The 15,620-nt window shown below is 47.5% G+C and carries 19 protein-coding genes; 10 read left to right on the top strand and 9 right to left on the bottom strand.

Translation table 11 applies throughout. The features are described from left to right. Positions 1-30: 30 nt before the first annotated feature. The 3 genes from KNP62_RS09975 to KNP62_RS09965 are packed head-to-tail and all read right to left on the bottom strand — an operon-like array spanning position 31 to position 2,340. The gene (locus KNP62_RS09975) at positions 31-249 is read right to left on the bottom strand and encodes a YhzD family protein (protein ID WP_074032616.1); all 219 of its coding nucleotides are present in this window, start codon (positions 247-249) and stop codon (positions 31-33) included. A gap of 40 nt (positions 250-289) precedes the next feature. Beyond that, a complete protein-coding gene (gene dinB, locus KNP62_RS09970; protein ID WP_214785406.1) occupies positions 290-1,381 on the bottom strand; it encodes a DNA polymerase IV in 1,092 nt (363 codons plus the stop codon). Positions 1,382-1,416: 35 nt separating this feature from the next. Next, on the bottom strand, positions 1,417-2,340 hold the full coding sequence (locus tag KNP62_RS09965; protein WP_214785405.1) for a CorA family divalent cation transporter: 924 nt from the start codon (positions 2,338-2,340) through the stop codon (positions 1,417-1,419). Between the two features lie 81 nt (positions 2,341-2,421). Here KNP62_RS09965 and KNP62_RS09960 point away from each other — a divergent pair, with 81 nt between their 5' ends. Beyond that, complete coding sequence (locus KNP62_RS09960; RefSeq protein ID WP_214785404.1) at positions 2,422-3,381, top strand: HD domain-containing protein; 960 nt, start codon at positions 2,422-2,424, stop codon at positions 3,379-3,381. A gap of 48 nt (positions 3,382-3,429) precedes the next feature. On the opposite strand, the gene KNP62_RS09955 is transcribed toward KNP62_RS09960, so the two are convergent. Further along, complete coding sequence (locus KNP62_RS09955) at positions 3,430-4,419, bottom strand: peptidylprolyl isomerase (protein ID WP_214785403.1); 990 nt, start codon at positions 4,417-4,419, stop codon at positions 3,430-3,432. Between the two features lie 153 nt (positions 4,420-4,572). On the opposite strand from KNP62_RS09955, the gene KNP62_RS09950 reads away from it, so the two are divergent. Continuing rightward, positions 4,573-4,911, top strand: a complete 339-nt coding sequence (locus KNP62_RS09950) for a DUF1878 family protein (protein ID WP_224860194.1) — start codon at positions 4,573-4,575, stop codon at positions 4,909-4,911. Here the strand turns inward: KNP62_RS09950 and KNP62_RS09945 are convergent. Next, entirely contained in the window at positions 4,895-5,458 is a 564-nt protein-coding gene (locus KNP62_RS09945; protein ID WP_015880933.1) for an HTH-type transcriptional regulator Hpr, read from the bottom strand. The genes KNP62_RS09950 and KNP62_RS09945 overlap by 17 nt on opposite strands. A gap of 61 nt (positions 5,459-5,519) precedes the next feature. Then, positions 5,520-5,876 carry a hypothetical protein gene (locus KNP62_RS09940; protein WP_074032623.1) on the bottom strand — a complete coding sequence of 119 codons (357 nt, stop codon included), beginning with the start codon at positions 5,874-5,876 and terminating at the stop codon, positions 5,520-5,522. A gap of 168 nt (positions 5,877-6,044) precedes the next feature. Between KNP62_RS09940 and KNP62_RS09935 the strand changes: the two genes are divergently transcribed. Then, positions 6,045-6,380, top strand: a complete 336-nt coding sequence (locus KNP62_RS09935) for a hypothetical protein (RefSeq protein ID WP_214696207.1) — start codon at positions 6,045-6,047, stop codon at positions 6,378-6,380. Positions 6,381-6,420: 40 nt separating this feature from the next. Here the strand turns inward: KNP62_RS09935 and KNP62_RS09930 are convergent, their stop codons facing one another. Continuing rightward, on the bottom strand, positions 6,421-6,849 hold the full coding sequence (locus tag KNP62_RS09930) for an HIT family protein (RefSeq protein WP_214696201.1): 429 nt from the start codon (positions 6,847-6,849) through the stop codon (positions 6,421-6,423). A 129-nt stretch (positions 6,850-6,978) separates the two neighbouring features. Here KNP62_RS09930 and KNP62_RS09925 point away from each other — a divergent pair, with 129 nt between their 5' ends. Next, complete coding sequence (locus KNP62_RS09925; protein ID WP_214785402.1) at positions 6,979-8,028, top strand: hypothetical protein; 1,050 nt, start codon at positions 6,979-6,981, stop codon at positions 8,026-8,028. 47 nt (positions 8,029-8,075) lie between these two features. On the opposite strand, the gene KNP62_RS09920 is transcribed toward KNP62_RS09925, so the two are convergent. Then, on the bottom strand, positions 8,076-8,327 hold the full coding sequence (locus KNP62_RS09920; RefSeq protein ID WP_031421191.1) for a GlsB/YeaQ/YmgE family stress response membrane protein: 252 nt from the start codon (positions 8,325-8,327) through the stop codon (positions 8,076-8,078). A gap of 170 nt (positions 8,328-8,497) precedes the next feature. Between KNP62_RS09920 and KNP62_RS09915 the strand changes: the two genes are divergently transcribed. Next, entirely contained in the window at positions 8,498-9,235 is a 738-nt protein-coding gene (locus KNP62_RS09915; protein WP_251125662.1) for an ABC transporter ATP-binding protein, read from the top strand. Then, positions 9,232-10,365: an ABC transporter permease gene (locus tag KNP62_RS09910; RefSeq protein ID WP_214785401.1), complete on the top strand. Its 1,134-nt coding sequence runs from the start codon at positions 9,232-9,234 to the stop codon at positions 10,363-10,365. Before KNP62_RS09915 ends, KNP62_RS09910 begins: the two co-directional genes overlap by 4 nt. 46 nt (positions 10,366-10,411) lie before the next feature. Here the strand turns inward: KNP62_RS09910 and KNP62_RS09905 are convergent, their stop codons facing one another. Beyond that, complete coding sequence (locus KNP62_RS09905) at positions 10,412-11,716, bottom strand: ammonium transporter (RefSeq protein WP_251125661.1); 1,305 nt, start codon at positions 11,714-11,716, stop codon at positions 10,412-10,414. A 121-nt stretch (positions 11,717-11,837) separates the two neighbouring features. Here KNP62_RS09905 and KNP62_RS09900 point away from each other — a divergent pair, with 121 nt between their 5' ends. From KNP62_RS09900 to hemG, 4 genes are all read left to right on the top strand, one after another. Further along, positions 11,838-12,143, top strand: a complete 306-nt coding sequence (locus KNP62_RS09900) for a MerR family transcriptional regulator (protein WP_074032630.1) — start codon at positions 11,838-11,840, stop codon at positions 12,141-12,143. A gap of 116 nt (positions 12,144-12,259) precedes the next feature. After that, on the top strand, positions 12,260-13,309 hold the full coding sequence (gene hemE / locus KNP62_RS09895) for a uroporphyrinogen decarboxylase (RefSeq protein WP_074032631.1): 1,050 nt from the start codon (positions 12,260-12,262) through the stop codon (positions 13,307-13,309). Continuing rightward, positions 13,306-14,235 carry a ferrochelatase gene (hemH, locus tag KNP62_RS09890; protein ID WP_214696193.1) on the top strand — a complete coding sequence of 310 codons (930 nt, stop codon included), beginning with the start codon at positions 13,306-13,308 and terminating at the stop codon, positions 14,233-14,235. Before hemE ends, hemH begins: the two co-directional genes overlap by 4 nt. Further along, positions 14,228-15,613: a protoporphyrinogen oxidase gene (gene hemG / locus KNP62_RS09885; RefSeq protein WP_214785399.1), complete on the top strand. Its 1,386-nt coding sequence runs from the start codon at positions 14,228-14,230 to the stop codon at positions 15,611-15,613. Before hemH ends, hemG begins: the two co-directional genes overlap by 8 nt. Positions 15,614-15,620 lie beyond the last annotated feature (7 nt).

The raw sequence follows: 15,620 nt of genomic DNA, 5'->3' as shown, positions 1-15,620 counted from the left end.
GGCAGACCGTTTATGTCGGTCTGCCTTGTCTTAAGATGCCGTTCCTTTTAATTTCCCCGGTAATTTGCAGCGTTCGAAATAGATGAGTTGTCCCCGGCGAACGATGCGCGCACCTTTATGTTCATGCCCTGCTGCTCGAAGCATGTCGAGTCCTTGCTGTTTGGCCGATTGATCATCGCTCGCTTCGAACATTTCATTCAACACGAGTGTGCCATCATTTTCGAATCCTGTCACCGTGTATGTCTCCATTCACACGACCCCCTTTTTCTCTATTTTAATGAATGGTCATTCATTCTTCAAGAGAAGGTTTCGTTAGTTCGTCAAATGTCAGTTGACGTGTGGATTCAGTTCGAGGAATCAAGTCCGATACGGTCAGTCCAATCAAGCGAACGGGCTCGGTGACATTCATCTCATCGAAGAGGCGTCTTGCTAGTCGTCGAATCTCATCATGGTCATGCGTCGGATGATTCAATTTGATTTGATGACTTCTAGCCTGAAACTCGCTCGTCTTTAATTTGATGGTGACTGTTTGGCAACTCAGTTCGCGACGATCGAGCTGACGCAACACGTCTTCCATTTCGGGAATGACCCGTTCGAATACTTCTTCGGGGTCGTCGATGTCAAACGCAAACGTCGTTTCCGATCCGATCGACTTACGCTCTCGTGTGGCGACGACAGGACGCGTATCTCGTCCATGTGCCAGTTCATACAGTTGTTGTCCGCGATCATGTCCAAAGATGGCCTTCAGTTGTTCGGGACGAGCTTGTTGAAGGTCACCGATTGTATGATAGCCACTTTTATAAAGCGTTTGGGCGGTCACTTTTCCGACACCATGCATCGCTTCGATGGAGAGGGGAGCGAGGAAATCAGCGACTTTCTCAGACGAGACTACGGTAAGGCCGTTCGGCTTATCAAAGCCGGACGCAATTTTTGCGACGAATTTTGAAGGTGCGACGCCAGCGGATGCCGTAAGACCGGTACGACGTTTGATCTCTCCTAGAATATAGCGGGCGATATACGGACCTGATGTGCTCAACAACGTATTTTCGGTCACGTCCAAATAGGCTTCATCAAGGGATAAAGGTTCGACGAGAGGAGTGACCGACTTAAAGATGTCCATGACCTGCGCGCTCACTTGTCGATAGGCTTGAAATCGTGGTTTGACAAACGTAGCGTGTGGACACAACGCAAAAGCGCGACGTGATGACATCGCGCTGTGTACGCCGTACTTCCTCGCTTCATATGAACAAGTGGCAACGACTCCACGACTGTGAGGTGGTCCACCGACGATGACAGGTTTTCCACGTAAATTTGGACGATCCCGTTGTTCGACGGAGGCATAAAAGGCATCCATGTCCACATGAATGATGAGTCGTTCCATAACATCACCTTTCCTGTGCAAATCTCTTTTCTTTATTATAACGAACTTTTGTTCGTTTTTTTAGATTTTTGTTTCGTTTTATTCTTTGATGAAGTGGTTTGATTCGGGAATTGTAACAACGAACCAATCCAATTCTTCCGTTTCAACCATACTTGAATGATAAGAGTGAAGAATAGAATCATCAACCAGGCGAACGCGTAACCAAACGGCCAATCCAGTTCAGGCATTGCTTTAAAGTTCATCCCCCATACGGCACCGAACGCGACGACAGGGGTCGTGAGTGCCGTGAAGACGGTGAGTGCCTTCATGATTTCATTTCCCCGAAAGTTAGAAAGTGTCGAGGCGAGGTCTGTCATCGCGATGACGTCACCTTGATAATGATTGATGAGCGTCAATAGTCGACTGACTCGATAATCCGCGAGTTGGTAAGGTCTCAACGTTTGTAGGTCGATATCGAGAAAGGCCTCACGTCCTGCCATGACGAGTTCTTTATAGGGAGTGACGGTGTCGGACCAACGTTCGATTTCACTCCGAAGACCAAAGATTTCATTCATGAACGTGGCAGGAACTTGTCCTGCCATTTCTCGCTGTGCCACGAGAAGTCGTTCTTCGAATTCATCGATTCCGTGAAAGTAATTGTTCATCCGTTCGGCAAGCAATTCATAGAACGCTTCAATCGGTGAGTTGCAGTCTTTCGCAAGGACCGATTCGTGATGCAAATCGTCAAATCCAATTGTCCATAAAAAATCAGGGCCGATAAAATAGTGCCCGATTTTCTGAGGCTCACGTTCTAACTGCTCGTAGTCGAGTGTAAGTGAGCCGTACATATAACCATCCTCGACCACGATTTTTGTGACGCTTGCGGTCGTCAACTGCTCGAGCCAATACGTATAGGCCAGTGCATATTTAGAATCTACTTCCACATAATCCTCGGGGCGCGTGTACCAATCCCATTCCATCGTCTATTCCTCCAATTCGCTATAGTAGTAGTATTCCCAAATTGTCAGGAATGTTGGCATCTGTCGCAAAGTTTCGATAAGATGAAGGTACTGAATAAGAGAGAGGTGCTTTCATTGACGACAAAAATCGGTCAGCTCAAAGTGGGCGACACGCTAGACCAATATGTCATGATCAAACAATCGTATAAGGGACTTGCCGGGAACGGAAAGCCTTATTTAACATTAATCCTTTGCGACGAGAGTGGAGAAATTGAAACGAAGTTATGGGATAGTTCGGATACCGAAAAGTATGCGACGAAAAAAATCGTCCATGCGGCGGGTGAAGTGATGGACTATCGTGGACGGACGCAATTGAAGTTGAAGCAAATTTCAATCATCGAGCAAGAAGTCGATATCGCCCCGTACGTTAGGTCGGCGCCGATTCCGAAGTCGGAACTTGAAACGACCATCCGTGAGTTCATCACGTCACTGCAACACGATGACATTCGTCGTCTCGTTGAAGAAATCGTCAATCGTCACGAAGAGGCATACTTCACGTATCCGGCTGCTGTGCGACATCATCACGCGGTCTATTCAGGACTCGCATTCCACGTCATGTCGATGCTGAAGCTTGCGGACACGATGTGTGACCTGTATCCATCGTTGAACCGAGACCTGTTGATTGCCGGCGTGATCTTGCATGATTTGGCGAAAGTCATCGAGTTATCGGATGCGATCACACCAGAATACACGCTTGAAGGCAAGTTGCTCGGTCATCTCTCACTCATGGCATCTGAACTAGAAGTCGTGTCACGTGAGCTCGGGACGGACCGAGAAGTGACGACGTTGTTGCAACATCTCGTCTTAAGCCATCATGGGAAACCGGAGTGGGGATCGGCGAATACGCCACAACTCCCTGAAGCGGAGATGTTATTCTTCATCGACAACATCGACGCGCGGATGAACATGTTCGAAAAAGCGTATGAAGGCGTCGAGCCGGGTACGTTTACGGAGCGTGTCATGGCACTCGATAACCGTGCCTTCTATCGTCCGAAGTTATAATATGTCCATAAAAAAAATGGCGCTCCATTGCGGAGTGCCATTTTTGTCTTATTGTTCAGTCGATTCTTCAGAAGACTCGTCTGCGTTTTTGATTGCTTCTTTGACAGCGTCAAATTGTTGCTCTGCTTTTGCATCTTTTACGTCAACGTTGTATTTTTCAATCAACTCCGCGTAAATTTTGTTTGCATCGACAGAAGCTGATTTTTCTGTTGCCAACTCTTCACGAATACGGTCTTTCTCGTCTTCGAGTTTCAAGTCTTTCTCTTTACGGTCTGTCACTTTAATGACGTGGAAACCGAATTGCGATTGGATTGGATCAGAGACTTTTCCAACCACGTCTTCTTTGAATGCATATTCTTCGAATTCAGGTACCATCGTGCCTGTAGAGAAGAAACCGAGTTCTCCGCCTTGTTCACCAGAACCTGTATCTGTTGATTTTTCTTTCGCGAGTTCAGCGAAGTCTGCACCGTCATTCAACTGTTTGATGATGTCTTGTGCTTCTTCTTCTGATTCGACGAGGATGTGGCTAGCTTCCACTTCCACGTTTTCTTTAGCGAACTGTGCTTCGACTTCTTCATCCGAAACGTCGACAAGTTCAGATTTAGCTGCATCGACAAGCATTTGTCCGCGAAGCGCTTCTTTGAACTCTTCTGTACCGCTCATGCCGGCTTGTTGAATCGCTTGTTCGAATTCTTCTTTTGAGTTGAATTGTTCTTCTGTCTTGCTGAACTCCTCATCTACTTTTTCTTGCTCGACTTGGTCACCATATTCTTTTTCAAGAAGTGCATTCATCGTCTCTTGGAATGCGAGTTGTGGGACCATGCGGTCGTAACTCATGTCGGCGATTTCACCGCGTGTGATTTCGCCGCCTTTATATGTGACGACTGCTGAATCGTCTGATTCTCCGCCGCCTGCGCTTGTCGCTGCGTATGTGCCGCCAGCACCGATGATCAGTGCAAGTGCAGATGCACCGACGAGAGCGCCGGTTGAGAATTTTTTATCTTGCTTTTTTGGTTCGTTTGTCATTCCGTTTGACATGTATTCCACCCCTAATAATTCTTTAAAGTTTCTAAGTCCGACTATATCACATTTTCCTAATCATGACAGCTGTTCTCTTGTCTGTACAGTATCATAGCACACAATCCTGTCGTATAATGATGTAATAGAATGTGAAATGATGGGGTGAGGGTAGTGTCACTAGAAGAGAAGGTCGAGCATTTATCATATCAGATGAAGATCTTACTCGAGATTGTTGATTGGACGGACCGTCCGTTTGAATATGAAGTGATTCGAGCGAATTTGACGAAGCAGGACGTAGAGGCGTTTTATCAGTTGCTCGAGGATATTCGGGCACGACAAAACGAGCAAATGCGCTATGGGTTTACGTCCATAGAGCCGTTGCTCGTCCATTTTGTGGGTATGTTAGATTCAAGGCTCGACGTTAAGACGATTCTGGGGGCATGCGTCCGTCAAGGGATCGAGTTAGACGTCACAGAGCCACTCTATCGGCAGGTTAGGCTTCTTGACTGAGTTCATCCTCATCAGGACGTCTGCCTGCCTCTTCTGTGATCATTTTTGATGTTTCAGCAAAGATATCCATGAAGTTGTCCCCATATAAACGACGCACGATGGCCGTCATGTCTGTTAAGTCAGGGAACTTGCCATAAAGTTCTTGGAGTGGAAGTGAGGCGCGGAATACGCCGTTTCCTTCTGGATCAAACGCGTGAATCGTTTCAAGCAACAACGATTCTCCTTCAGGTGTCAATTGAACATACGTATTTCGCTTGTCCGTCTCTTTTTTCGAAAACGTAAGTAATCCACGATCTTCTAACTTCTTCGAGAAGTTGAAAGCGGTCGAGACGTGCATGACGCCATATTTTGCAATTTCCGAGATCGATGCGCCGCCTAACGCGTGGGCAATCCATAAGATATGGTGCTCATTGATGTTTAAATCAAATGGTTTAATCCAGTTTTGCCAATCTTTTTCGACGGTTTTCCACAAAGCCTTACTCAATTGAATAATTTTGTGGCTATAGAGCATGGCCTCAGGGCCAGTGAATTCTTTTTCGTGTTCCATTTCGATCCATCCTTTCCGGATAAAAAATCAAAAGTAATCGACGGACGATGACCTCAAACACTCATTGTGTTTGATTGACAGTGTTGTCAGTCATAGCAGACTGTACGTTCGAGAGTTCCTGAAGGTTCCCTTGAATTCGCTCGACTGAAGGCTGAATGTCTTGTTGATAGCGTTCGACTTCGGCTTTCACTTGATCAGTCAATTCTTTTCCTTGCAGTTTTCCTGCGGCGGCAACTTGCGATGCATGTTTCGCCACATTCCCAAATTGTTCTTTTAGCGTAGTGATTGTGGATGCTCGATGTTGTTGAGCAGCAGCATCATTTGCGGTACCTCGCGCCAGTTTTTTAAACGTGGCAACTCCTAAAAATGCTAAAACAAAGCCGAAAGCAATCCAATCTCGACGTTGGCGACTCGACAAAACATTCCCCTCCTCAAGCTCGGATAATCCGAATTACATTCTTTTCATATTATTTTACCAAAAAAGAGTGATTAAAAACCTATATCGCAAATAAAATTTTTCAGAACATTCAATTTTGACCGAAAAATCATTTTATTTTAAAATACAGGTAAAGGAAGGTGATCCTCAGTGGAGAAAGCGAAGCGTTGGGTAGATGACATGCTTGACCTGTATCTCGCTGCGAAACGACTGGGAGATGACACTTGGGCCGACTCCATTATGAACACACTAGAGGCGGGGTATGAAGCGTCGAAACAAACAGAGCAGGCACGCGAAGAATCGATACGAGAAAAACGTATGCTTGAAATAGATACCCGTCTAACTGAATTACGAAAAGAATTTGAACAAGCGACATCTGTTAAGACGCGTCAACAGTTATACGAAGTGGCAATCAAACTTCAGGTCGAGCGAGCGCAATTAGAAGAAGAACGGAAACGTCACCTTGATTCAATCAATCAATCATAAAAAACGAGACCCGTCATCGATTGACGGGTCTCGGTCTGTCTTAAACGTGTGATTGAATATTCGATGCGAGGGTTGTGAGTTCTTCAGATGTGAACGCATCATTTTGTGTAATCCATTTTGCTCCGAATCCATCTTCGTGTCCGAAACGTGGAATTAAATGAATGTGGAAGTGATAGACCGTTTGTCCGGCAACTTCCTCAGCATTCGACAAGACGTTCATGCCGATTGCCCCTGTTTCGCGTTGAATGGCCTTCGCGATGGTCGGGACGCGTTTGAAGACGTCCGCTGCGACCTCTTCAGGTAGCTCGTAAACGTTTTTCGCATGATGTTTCGGGATGACGAGCGTGTGACCTTTTGTCACTTGCGAGAGGTCGAGGAAAGCGACGACCGCCTCATCTTCATATACCCGATACGACGGGATTTCTTGTTGAGCGATTTTGCAAAAGATACAGGTTGGATCGGTATGCATCTATATTCCTCCATTCTAAAAAGTCATTTCTGTTTCATCATACCACGGAAATTCGGGCGCAAGAACGATTGGAAGAGAGATTGATTCCTTTTATACTTGAAGTAAGCACTGAAGAAAGGAGGCGAAAAGATGTCGTATACAAGAAGTCGAAAGAAAGAACGTCATTCCAAAATGATTCTTCTATTATCTATTTTCACTATTTTAGTCGGAGCCATTGTCTTCTATATATATGGATACAAACCAGCGGCGGAGCAAGATAAGATTCACGTCGCATTTAAAGAGGCCTTATTAGAGGAAGACCGTGCTTTCTTTGAGGAAAAGGTAGAATATCAAGGAGAAACGTTAACGCGTGCTGAGGCACTGCGGTTTATGGGCTGGCTGAACGATGAAAAATCCATTCGTGGCGATGCCATCGCCGAAGTCGCACAAGATCGTGCGAATCGGACGAAAGGCATGGAAGCGGAAGGGCTGTTTCGATTGATTGATACAGGTGAAGGGCGCTTTGGCTTTTCAGATTATCGGATTGAGTTATTGCCACAACGAATCGATGTCACTTCAGACGTACCGTTGACGAATATTTGGGTCGATGGGCAGCGCGTCGGTCGGATTGATGAAGCGAACGGACGATTCACGTTCGAGAAGATGCCAGGAAGTTATGATGTGAAGGCGGTCGCCGTGGCGAATGGTGAGACGGTGTCCGAAACAGAGACAATTCAATTAACATCTCCTGAATCGCTCGAGTATGCATTGATGCCGGAATCGAGTGAAGCGATTGCGGGACAGTTCGATTTGAAGCGGGCAGAGTTGATTGAGATCGAAGTAGAAGCGCAAACCGGTCATCCGTTAGAAACGATTGATTCGTTGATTGGACAATCGGAAGGAAAGGTTCAAGAAACGTTAGGAGAGCCAGATGGGAAACGTGACGATGAATGGGATTATGAGCGATTGACTGTCGTGTTTGAAAAGGGAGACGTGCAGTCAGTTTTAATCGATCTTGATAAACGACCAGACGACTTGATTGCATTACTCGGCGAACCAAATGAAAAGACAGAACACAAACTCGGAACAGAGTGGGATTACGGTCAATCCTTCTTCGAATCATTCTTCACGTTCTTTGGTCTTGAAACGGAGAAGCAGTTTATTGAAAAAAATGACGCGATGTATTTATTGATCCAATGAAAAAAGAGGGACATTCCATTACGGAAGCCCCTCCTGTACATAAATAATTACTTTTTACGCATTGATTTCATGACGAACGATACAATCAAAATAAGGATAATCGCACCGATAAGAGCTGGGATAATCGCGATATCCGCTACGATTGGTCCGAAATCACCGAAGATGAGTCCACCCAACCAAGCACCGATGATCCCTGCGATGATGTTACCGATGATTCCACCTGGTACGTCCTTACCTAAAATTAATCCTGCTAACCAACCGATGATACCTCCGATAATCAAATAAAGAATAAACCCCATCATTCATTTCTCCTTCCTCTGTTTGCCCATTGTTCTTTTCAACGATTTTGTGGAACAATGGGAGTATTGATGTTTTATTTTAAAATGCCTTACAGTTCAGATTATTCCCATGTGACAACATTTAAAACATATACCACGAAAAAAAGTTGAAAATGAAAGGTGTGGTTTTCATGCTGCACGTCGATCGATTGAACGGCGGATATATCGGAAAGCAAGTTTTGCACGACGTTTCGTTTGAAGTGAAAAAAGGAGAGCTCGTTGGGTTGATAGGGCTAAATGGAGCTGGAAAATCGACGACGATCAAACACATTTTGGGTCTCTTGTCACCACTATCCGGAAAAATCGAAATTGATGGAGAAACATTAGAGTCTTCAGAGAAAAGGTATCGTAAGAAAGTAAGTTACATACCGGAGACACCGATTTTATACGAGACGTTAACCTTACAAGAACATATCGAGTTGATGGGGAAAGCGTACGACGTGAATCCGGACGAATTGACCGAACGGACGAAGCGTTTAGCAAAAGAAATGCGAATGGAAAAACAACTTACTTGGTTCCCGTCCGTCTTTTCAAAAGGGATGCGACAAAAGGCGATGATCTTATGCGCCCTTGTGACGAAGACGCCGCTCCTCATCGTCGATGAGCCGTTCGTCGGTCTTGATCCACTAGCGATTCGTCAGTTGCTCCAACTGTTTGATGAGTACAAACAAGACTGTGCGATTTTGATGTCGACCCATATTCTTGAGACAGCGGAGCGGCATTGCGACCGTTTCGTCTTCCTTCATCAAGGTGTCGTCATCGCGAACGGGACGGCCGCGCAGTTGCGAGACAAGTATCAATTGTCACCTGATGCGACACTCGATGACATTTATGTAGAGGCGATTGCGTCGGAGGAACGGTCGTCATGAATCGATTTACATCAAGACTCGGCAACTGGATGGAAGAGATCGTCAAATATAGTCGCTACGTCGCAAACGGCGGACTCTTGTTCACGCTCTACTTCACTTTGATTTACGGGGCATTCGTCTACAACAACTTTTTAGAACGTATTGATGGGACGTTTCCGGGGGTGTGGATTGCCGCCGCGCTTCTCATTCTCATCCCGCTCGGCCATCGTCCGAGAACGTTTATCCAAGAGGCGGACCAAGTGTTCCTCCTCCCGGAACTAGGGATGATTCGTTCCTATATGATTGGTGTGCGCTTGTTCAATATCGGCTTTGCGACAATCCGAGCACTTCTCGTCTTACTCATTTTATTGCCGCTTCTCGTGCGGACGGAGAGCTATACGGGTTTTGAGGTATTATCACTCGTTGTCACGATGACGTTACTGTCGGCTGCAGGTCGATTGGCAAAAGTGGAAGGGGTACGCGAATGGCTCATCGTCCCGTTCGCGCTCGTGAGCGGCGCATGTCTTCTAATGGATTGGACAGAGTGGGCGTGGGTGCCCGCGTTCATGCCGTTCATTTTCTTACATGTAAAACGAAACGAACGAATCCCACTCTTACATTGGTTGGCGCTTGAAGAGAAGAGTCGGGCTCAGTTTGAACGGGTGATCAGCTGGTTCGTCGACTTGCCTACCTTGAAAGAAGAAGTGCGGGAACGACGACTTCTGACAAAGCTGCTCGAAAAACGAGTGCTTCAACGCGTCGATGCGTCCCGTTACGTGTACGGTCTTCGGATTATTCGTTCGAACGACTCCCTCGACCTGATTCTTCGATTGACGGCGGTGGCGCTCATCGTCATGTGGATGTCAGGCGGTTGGTATGTAGGATTCGTCACACCACTATTTGTAGGGTTGACAGCGTTACAGCTCGTTCCATTGTTTAAACGGTTAGAGGCGATTTCCATCGTGTCCTGGCTACCAATCACCCGTCAAGAGCGGATCGAAGGCTATTCGTGGTGGGCGATGCGGTTACTCATCGTGCAATCCATCGTGCTCGTGCTCGCCTCGGTTGGATTTGGTGCGACATGGGACGCGGCAGTCGGGCTGGTTTTATCCATTGTGGTCATTCGTTATTACTTGAGACGGTTGACATGAAAAAGAAGGACATCCGATTCCGGATGTCCTTCTCGCGTGATTGACGTTATTTCTTAGGTGACATAACCGATACGCTCGAACCGAGAATCTTCGGAAGGCGTCCTGGTTTCTCTGTTGTTTCTTCGACTTCACCATATGCTGATACACCATGCTCTGCGATATCGAGACCGACATCTTCTTGTTCTTCTGTAACGCGAAGACCGATTGTGACGTCAAGGAGTTTCAAGAACGCGTAGCTTCCGCCACCAGCGATGACCATGGCGATCAATACGCCGAGTGTCTGAACGCCGAGCTGTGTCAATCCGCCGCCGTAGAAGAGACCAGCAGAACCGATACCTGTAATTTCGACGAGTCGAGGAGAAGCGAAGAAACCGAGTGCGAGTGTCCCGATAATACCAGCCACGCCGTGTACAGAGAAGGCGCAGAGTGGGTCGTCCACATATTTTGCCATCAAGATGCTCGTTCCGTATGTTGCAATCGATGCGAGGGCACCGATGACGACTGCTGCCCAAGGCTCTACAAACGCACAAGCTGCTGTGATGGCAACGAGTGCTCCGAGAACACCGTTGACGATCGTCGGGATGTCTGCCGTTCTACGGTGGAGCATGACAATGGCAAGAGCACCAAGCGCACCAGCTGCTGTTGCGAGCATTGTTGTCAACGCCACGTAACCGAAGAATCCGTCAGCGACCGACATCGTTGAACCAGCGTTGAATCCGAACCAGCAAAGCCAAAGTACGAGACCGCCAACGACCGTCAACACGTGGTTGTGACCAGCGAGTGATTCCGTCTTGCGACGTGGTTTCAAGATGATAGTCGCCATGAGAGCCGCCATCCCACCTTGAAGGTGAACGACCGCCGAACCTGCGAAGTCTTGCATACCCATTGATCCGAGCATTCCGCCAGCCCATACTGAGCGTGCGACGATTGGGTAGAGGATGGCAACGAAGAAGATACCGAAGAGAACGTAGGCAGAAAGCTTAGCCCGTTCCGCAAATCCACCCCAAGCGATAGCAAGGGATACCGCAACGAATGATAACTGGAATAAGAATTTGATGTCGATTGATACGTTCGCCCAGTCGAGGCTTGTGAACGATCCGCTTAAGAAGAATCCTTCTGTCCCAAACCAAGTCGTTCCGTCACCAAACGAGAGGCCGAATCCGACCGCCCAAAAAGCGAGTGCCGCCACAGAGAGGCTGATAATTTGTTTGACCGCGACGTGACCGGCGTTCTTCGCCCGAAGCGTCCCTGTCTCGAGTAGTCCGAAACCTAATTGCATCGTCAATACGAGCAATGCAGCGATGAGTACATACAGCGTGTCCATATAATAGAGAATGTCTTCCATGTTCATGCCCTCCTTTTTCTTAGGTGCTTTCCAAAAGTTGACTTCAGTGTAAAACGAAAATTTGATGTTGGATTGCATTTTGTCAGATTATCTGACATAGTTTTTTTATTGAGGAGGGCGAGGGCAAATGGACTATAAATCGAAGAAAGTGATCGGGATGGGTGTCGTAACTGAGTTGACGGGACTTTCTGAGCGTCAGGTCCGTTATTATGAAGAAAAAGGTCTCGTCTTTCCTGAACGTACGAAAGGCGGTTCACGTAAATATTCTTTCCATGACGTGGAGCGTTTGGTTGAAGTAGCGACTAAATTGGAAGATGGGTGGCGAATTCAAGATATTAAAGAGCGCGAGCGTCGATTATCGGCGAAGCAGCGTGACGATTTGATTCGCGGTCAGTTGAATTCGGCTTTCCGAACATTTCCGACAAAAAAATGACACAAAGAAAACACAATGAAAATGCTTCACATTAGCATAATTCTAATTAATTTCTGTATAATGTTTTTGAGTTCACAAACACGAGAATAAAGAGTGTAGGAGAAATTTAGAGGGGAATGACGCGACGTATGAACGATACTATTTTAAAAGCGTTTAAAGGAGAGGCGACAGACTATGTACCTGTATGGTATATGCGCCAAGCCGGACGCTATCAACCGGAATATCGAGAGATTAAAAAGACGAGGTCACTATTCGAGATCACGCATGATCCTGAACTTTGTGCATATGTCACGGAACTTCCGGTGAAACAACTCGGAGTCGACGCGGCCATTCTATATAAAGACATCATGACGCCACTTCCATCGATGGGGGTAGATGTCGAGATTAAGAGCGGAATCGGACCGGTCATCGACAATCCATATCGAACGATGGAAGATGTGGAACGCTTAAAACCGTTAAACCCAGATGATATCTCATACGTCTTCGACACAATCCGTTTACTTCGGGAACGATTAGAAGTCCCGCTCATCGGCTTTTCAGGGGCGCCGTTCACATTGGCGAGCTACATGATCGAAGGTGGTCCGTCACGGAACTACCATCGTACGAAAGCGCTCATGTATGCAGAACCGGATGTATGGAATGCGTTGATGGAAAAACTCGGTGACATGGTCATCACGTATGCGAAGGCGCAAGCGGATGCTGGCATTCAAGCGTTCCAATTGTTTGATTCGTGGGTCGGGACGCTCAGCCGTAAAGACTATGCGCGTTACATCAAGCCGACGACGGAACGTATTTTCAAAGAATTACGTTCCCTCGACATCCCGCTCATTATGCATGGAGTCGGAGCGAGCCATCAAATCGAAGAATGGCACGACCTTCCACTTGATGTGGTCGGACTCGATTGGCGTCTATCGGTACAAGAAGCGCGCGACCGCGGGATCACAAAGGCTGTCCAAGGAAACTTGGACCCGTCGTTCTTACTGGCACCGTGGCCGGTCATCGAAGAGAAGGTAAAAGAGATTTTGGATGAAGGAATGAAGCAGCCAGGATACGTCTTCAACTTGGGACATGGGGTGTTCCCGGAAGTCGACCCAGCCGTACTCGTCAAATTGACGGCATTCATTCACGATTATTCACGCGAAAAAATGGGAGGCAATGAATCATGAAAACAGTCGGACTACTTGTCATGGCGTACGGGACACCGTACAAGCCGGAAGATATCGAACGTTACTACACGCATATTCGGTACGGACGTAAACCATCGCCGGAAGCGCTCCAAGATTTGACGGAACGCTATGAAGCGATTGGCGGCGTATCTCCACTCGCAAAAATCACGATCGATCAAGCGGAGACGCTTCGTGACATCTTGAATGAGCGCCATGTAGGTGAAATCGAGTTCAAACTGTATATCGGATTGAAGCATATCGAACCGTTCGTAGAAGATGCGGTCGCGCAAATGGCGAACGACGGCATCAAAGAAGCGGTATCGGTCGTCTTGGCACCTCATTACTCGTCATATAGCGTCAAGTCATATAACGGTCGTGCTCATGAAGAGGCAGCGAAGTATGGCATCGACATCCGTTCAGTCGACTCATGGTATGACGAGCCGAAGTTTATCAATTGGTGGGCAGAGGCGATTAAAGAGACGTTCGCGAACTTGCCTGTACCGGCTGAAAAAGCATGTCTCATCGTATCGGCACATAGTCTTCCTGAAAAGATCTTGGCTGGGGGCGACCCGTATCCAGATCAATTGAAGGAGACAGCAGATAAGATTGCTCAGGCGACAGGTGTACCGAACGTGGAAGTCGGTTGGCAGTCAGAAGGAAATACACCGGATCCATGGATTGGACCGGATGTGCAAGATTTAACGGCTGAACTTTATGAAAAGCATGGCTACGAAGCGTTCGTCTACACGCCGGTCGGCTTTGTCGCAGATCACCTCGAAGTATTGTTCGACAACGATGTCGAATGTAAAGTCGTCTGTGACCGCCTCGGTGTCCATTACGCACGTCCAGCTATGCCAAATGCAGAGCGAAGCTTCATCGAAGCCATCGCGGATCGAATGGAAAGCGTGATTGTGCATCATGCGTAAATTTACGATTGTCGGTGGTGGGATCACAGGTCTCACCGCCGCTTTTTATGCGGAGCGTTATTTGCCGGAAGGCGTTTCAATCACATTGCTTGAGGCGACAGACCGTCTCGGTGGGAAGATTGACACGTATGAGACGGGCGAGTTTGCGGTTGAACGTGGACCGGATTCGTACGTTTTTCGAAAGACAGCTATGACAGAATTGATTGAAGACGTCGGTTTAGGTGATGAACTCGTTCGAAACGGCGTCGGACAGGCTTACGTTCTCCATCATGACGGACTCCATCCGATTCCGAAGCAGACAGTGATGGGAATTCCGCTAGATGTCAACGCGTTTCGTGAGACGACGTTGCTCTCGGAAGAAGAACACGAAGACTTGAAACAGATGTTGCTGACACCACCTGATGTAGAAGCACCAGATTCGGACGTCTCGCTTGGTCTTTACCTTCGTGAACGTGTCGGGGACCCGATTGTCGACCGCTTGATCGAACCGTTGCTCTCTGGTATCTATGCCGGGGACATCGATCAAATGAGTGCGATGTCGACATTCCCTCAGTTCATCGAGGGAGAAAAGAAATACGGGAACTTGTATGAAGGGATGCGTCATCTACGTCCCGAACAACGGGTCGCTGAAGTTGGGGCGAAAAAAGTAGGACAGTTTGCCTCATTAAAACGAGGACTAAAATCGCTCACGGATCGTCTGGCCGAACGATTGGAACGGACGGAGGTCGTATTGAACTGTTCCGTCGAGCAAGTGTCCGAGCGTGAGGACGGGTATCGATTATTCACGAATCGTGGAGATATCGACACGGATCATCTCGTATTGACGGTCCCACCACGCCTCATTCGTCAGTTCCTCCCGAAAGTCGATAGTGACTTTTTGACGGATATGAAACCGCATGCGACGGCGACTTGCTCGCTTGTCTTTAAAGAAGAAGATATCGAGCTCCCATTCGTTGGGACAGGATTTGTGACGAGTCAGGAAGCAGACGTGACGATAACGGCTTGTACGTTCATCGACCAAAAATGGCCACATGCCGTGCCGGAAGGATATCACGTCCTCCGTGTCTTTTTAGGTCGACCGGGGGCAGATGACATCGTGGAAGCGTCCGATGAAGAAATCATCGAGACAGCGTTACATGATCTTCGAGGTCTCATGAAAATTCACCGTGATCCGATTCAGACAGTCGTCAGTCGACTTCGTGACGGTCTGCCACCGTATGCCGTCTTTCATGCGGATCGCGTCAAAGCGCTTCGTGCCGAGATGAGCCGGGTATATCCTGGAGTCATTCTGGCGGGAATCGCCTATGACGGAATCGGGATGCCAGACTGTGTGAAGAGTGTGCGGGAACAAGTGAAAGCATTGCGTGAAAAAAATTGAGATTTGA

The sequence above is a fragment of the Exiguobacterium sp. s183 genome (assembly GCF_018617655.1).
GTDB lineage: Bacteria > Bacillota > Bacilli > Exiguobacteriales > Exiguobacteriaceae > Exiguobacterium > Exiguobacterium aestuarii_A.
The sequence above is the reverse complement of the archived record's forward strand: the minus strand, read 5'-3'. Positions and strand labels throughout refer to the sequence as shown.

Coding starts and splice junctions, on each gene's coding strand:
- KNP62_RS09975 (WP_074032616.1), bottom strand. CDS start 249: ATGGAGACATACACGGTGACAGGATTCGAAAATGATGGCACACTCGTG.
- dinB (WP_214785406.1), bottom strand. CDS start 1,381: ATGGAACGACTCATCATTCATGTGGACATGGATGCCTTTTATGCCTCC.
- KNP62_RS09965 (WP_214785405.1), bottom strand. CDS start 2,340: ATGGAATGGGATTGGTACACGCGCCCCGAGGATTATGTGGAAGTAGAT.
- KNP62_RS09960 (WP_214785404.1), top strand. CDS start 2,422: ATGAAGGTACTGAATAAGAGAGAGGTGCTTTCATTGACGACAAAAATC.
- KNP62_RS09955 (WP_214785403.1), bottom strand. CDS start 4,419: ATGTCAAACGGAATGACAAACGAACCAAAAAAGCAAGATAAAAAATTC.
- KNP62_RS09945 (WP_015880933.1), bottom strand. CDS start 5,458: ATGGAACACGAAAAAGAATTCACTGGCCCTGAGGCCATGCTCTATAGC.
- KNP62_RS09930 (WP_214696201.1), bottom strand. CDS start 6,849: ATGCATACCGATCCAACCTGTATCTTTTGCAAAATCGCTCAACAAGAA.
- KNP62_RS09925 (WP_214785402.1), top strand. CDS start 6,979: ATGTCGTATACAAGAAGTCGAAAGAAAGAACGTCATTCCAAAATGATT.
- KNP62_RS09920 (WP_031421191.1), bottom strand. CDS start 8,327: ATGGGGTTTATTCTTTATTTGATTATCGGAGGTATCATCGGTTGGTTA.
- KNP62_RS09915 (WP_251125662.1), top strand. CDS start 8,498: ATGCTGCACGTCGATCGATTGAACGGCGGATATATCGGAAAGCAAGTT.
- KNP62_RS09910 (WP_214785401.1), top strand. CDS start 9,232: ATGAATCGATTTACATCAAGACTCGGCAACTGGATGGAAGAGATCGTC.
- KNP62_RS09905 (WP_251125661.1), bottom strand. CDS start 11,716: ATGAACATGGAAGACATTCTCTATTATATGGACACGCTGTATGTACTC.
- KNP62_RS09900 (WP_074032630.1), top strand. CDS start 11,838: ATGGACTATAAATCGAAGAAAGTGATCGGGATGGGTGTCGTAACTGAG.
- hemE (WP_074032631.1), top strand. CDS start 12,260: ATGACGCGACGTATGAACGATACTATTTTAAAAGCGTTTAAAGGAGAG.
- hemH (WP_214696193.1), top strand. CDS start 13,306: ATGAAAACAGTCGGACTACTTGTCATGGCGTACGGGACACCGTACAAG.
- hemG (WP_214785399.1), top strand. CDS start 14,228: ATGCGTAAATTTACGATTGTCGGTGGTGGGATCACAGGTCTCACCGCC.